Origin of the sequence: Gluconobacter sphaericus NBRC 12467, assembly GCF_006539125.1 — a bacterium.
In the GTDB taxonomy this organism is placed as follows: Bacteria; Pseudomonadota; Alphaproteobacteria; order Acetobacterales; family Acetobacteraceae; genus Gluconobacter; species Gluconobacter sphaericus.
Genome location: NZ_BJMK01000069.1, coordinates 1 through 3,043, shown reverse-complemented (window position 1 = coordinate 3,043; position 3,043 = coordinate 1). Strand labels below are relative to the sequence as shown.

Below are 3,043 nucleotides of genomic sequence, written 5' to 3'. Positions count from 1 at the left end.
CATCTGCGCAAAACGCAGAGCGAAAACCAACTCCAAGAAACAGAAGTCAACACGTCAAAAACCAAAAATCAGGGAAAAGAGTAGTTAATTAAAAGTTTTTAGATTCCTCTAGGTATCGGCTGCGCCCTGAAAGAAAATTACCAGCCTTCGTCCCATTCTGCCCGGTTCCTGAAGTAATCCGAGAAAAAATCGGAGAGGGCCCGTACCTTTGCAGCAAGATGCCGTGCGGGTGGGTAAAGGGCGTGTATTCCCAGAACTGCCGGTTCGAAGTTGTGTAGTAGGGTTGTCAGCTTACCTTCCCGTATTTTGGGGCCTGCAATGAAGCTGGGCAGATAGGCTATTCCTAGGCCTCTTTCAGCTGCTGTCAGGCACGCTTCTCCGTTTGAAAAGGCGATGCGTCCGATCACGGGAACCTGAATGTCTTGTCGTGATGACTTGTCGTGGAAAGACCAATTGTGGGGTGTGCGGAAATTGGTGTCGATGATGCATGTATGCTGCGACAGTTCTTCCGGACGCTGGGGGGCGCCACGGTCTGTGATGTAGGTCGGGGCGGCGACAGTGACGATCCGGGCATCGCACAGTTTGCGGACAATCAGGCTGCTGTCGGACAGGCGCCCGATGCGAACGGCAAGATCGAAGCCCTCCTCAACTAGGTCCGCCAGCCGGTCTGAAAAACTGACATCTAGGCTAATGCCGGGATATTGCTCAGCAAAGGCTAGCAGCGCGGGCACCAGTTGGACGGCACCGAACGACATCGGGGCCGTGATCCGCAGTCTGCCCGAGGGTGCGCCCGATGTCTGGCGGATAGATGCATCGAGTGCCTCCCGCTCTTCGAGCAGAACCTTGACACGCTCATAATAGACCTGGCCAATTTCGGTGGCGGAGAGGGCGCGTGTTGTCCGCTTGATCAATTGCACGCCCAGGTCGGCTTCCAGGCGGGACATCATCTTGGAGGCCTGGCCGCTGCTGACTCCCATTCGCCCGGATGCCGCGATAAAACTTCCTGTTTCCAGAACGGCGACGAACAGGCGGTCAAGGCTTAGACGATCCAAATCACAGGTCCTTAGGACGCAAACGAACCGGAAAGCAGAAGGGGCCGTATGAATTCCTGCGCCCGCGTTATTCCCGAAGTCGTCAGAGTATGGCCGACGTCGGGCAGAATGTCACATGTGACGGTCATGCCGATCGTTGTCATGATCTGTGCGGCCACGTGGGCTTCCTGCACAGGCATGATGGGGTCCGCATCGCCATGAATCAGCAGAATTCGTGTTCCCGTGGACGGAGCATAAAAGGGGGGCGAGGCAAGTCGCCCGGAAAAGGCGGCCACGCCAGCCACGGGCCAGCGGCCGGAGACCACGGCATCTAGCGCCATTATCGATCCTTGAGAAAAGCCCACAAGCACCACCTGGTCCAGCCTGTTTTCAAAGCCGGCCTCCGAGATGCAGGACTGGAGCGTGTCGTCAAAAGCCTGCCGCGCAGCGACGATCCGTTCCGTCCGGTTGGCTTCCGTCACGCCCTTGATGCTGAACCATTGTCGTCCGTTTGGCGCAAGGTCGAACGTGAATGGCGCATCGGGAGCGGCAAGGGCTAGCGTGGGTAGATCTGCCCCCCATTGAGCCATTAACGACGCAAAGGAAGCGCCCTGGCTGCCGACCCCATGCAGGAAGATAATCAGGCCGGCGCTCATGTCTCCACCCCCGATGGGCGAGGTGTTGCAGGTAGACGTGCCGCCCATGCAAGGTCGGGTCCACGAGGCACGATGCCATTGGGGTTCAGAGCCTTGATCGAATAATAGCCGCGCTTGATATGATCGAGGCTGACGGTTCCCGCGACGCCTCTGACCTCCAGCATCCGCTCCAGATAGCGGTTCAGGTTCGGGTAGTCCGCGAGGCGGCGGCGATTGCACTTGAACAGCCCATGATAGGCGGCATCGAAACGGACCAGCGTTACGAACAGGCGGATGTCACTCTCGGTCAACTGGTCTCCGACCAGCCATGAGATGTCTGCGGACAGACGCGCTTCCAACGTGTCCAGCATGCTGAAAACACCCTCGAAGGCTTCGTCATAAGCCTGCTGGGTTGTTGCAAATCCGGCGCGATAGACGCCGTTGTTGAGCTGCGCATACAGTCCGTCGTTCAGGACATCGATTTCACTGCGCAGGGCTTCAGGATAAAGGTCGTAATTCGACGACGCCAGCGTGCCAAACCCAGAGTTGAACATCCGCACGATATCGGCAGATTCGTTGTTTACGATCGTCCCTCTTTCCTTGTCCCACAGGATCGGAACTGTGGCGCGACCCGTATAATGCGGATCGGCGCGGGTATAGAGTTCATGCATCCACGTTGCGCCATTGAGCGTATCGACGTTTGCTCCCAGATAATCACCAAAACGCCAGCCCTGATCGGTGAGGGTGGGTTCGACGACCGATACCGACACGATATCTTCCAGCCCTTTCAGGGTACGGGCAATGAGCGTACGTGACGCCCAAGGACAGATCAGGGCGACGTAAAGATGATAGCGTTCTTTTGTGGCTGTAAAACCACCTTCTCCTGTGGGGCCGGGACTACCGTCAGGGGTGATCCAGTTGCGGAAAGACGAGGTCTGGCGGACAAAGCCGCCTTTCGCATCCTTGGCCTGAACCGGCTGCCAGTTTTCGACCCATTGTCCATCAACCAGCATTGGAAACTCCTGTTTTACAGTATCATGATAATCTTCCATCGAAAGAAAGGCGTTTTCTTTCGATGCAGAGATTATTTGCTCGGCTATTATTAATATGACCGAATGCGAAAGATTAGCTGCCGTAGAAGCAAGGCACTCCTTCCTGGTGGGAAGGAGTGTTGCGATTGGATGTCTTCATGTAATGTTCATGGTAACCCTCTCATGAAGACGTTCATTAGGAAGTATTTTATTTGTATTATATAATAAAAATCACAATTTCTGAAAATTTCATCCGCATTAATAGAGGTTATTTGCATTTTTTTTTGGTTATTTTGGTGTTATTCAGAATATAGGTAATGATTTCTCTGAATTATTGTGAGAAATT

The 3,043-nt window shown here is 54.6% G+C and carries 3 protein-coding genes; all 3 read right to left on the bottom strand.

The window, feature by feature from the left end:
- Nucleotides 1-137: 137 nt before the first annotated feature.
- Genes GSP01_RS14415 through GSP01_RS14405 form a run of 3 tightly spaced genes read right to left on the bottom strand, consistent with a single transcriptional unit; the run spans nucleotide 138 to nucleotide 2,679 of the window.
- On the bottom strand, nucleotides 138-1,052 hold the full coding sequence (locus tag GSP01_RS14415) for a LysR family transcriptional regulator (RefSeq protein ID WP_141354644.1): 915 nt from the start codon (nucleotides 1,050-1,052) through the stop codon (nucleotides 138-140).
- Between the two features lie 11 nt (nucleotides 1,053-1,063).
- Complete coding sequence (locus tag GSP01_RS14410; RefSeq protein ID WP_141354642.1) at nucleotides 1,064-1,687, bottom strand: alpha/beta hydrolase; 624 nt, start codon at nucleotides 1,685-1,687, stop codon at nucleotides 1,064-1,066.
- Nucleotides 1,684-2,679, bottom strand: a complete 996-nt coding sequence (locus GSP01_RS14405; RefSeq protein ID WP_141354640.1) for a glutathione S-transferase family protein — start codon at nucleotides 2,677-2,679, stop codon at nucleotides 1,684-1,686. Before GSP01_RS14405 ends, GSP01_RS14410 begins: the two co-directional genes overlap by 4 nt.
- Between the last annotated feature and the right edge of the window lie 364 nt (nucleotides 2,680-3,043).

Coding starts and splice junctions, on each gene's coding strand:
- GSP01_RS14410 (WP_141354642.1), bottom strand. CDS start 1,687: ATGAGCGCCGGCCTGATTATCTTCCTGCATGGGGTCGGCAGCCAGGGC.
- GSP01_RS14405 (WP_141354640.1), bottom strand. CDS start 2,679: ATGCTGGTTGATGGACAATGGGTCGAAAACTGGCAGCCGGTTCAGGCC.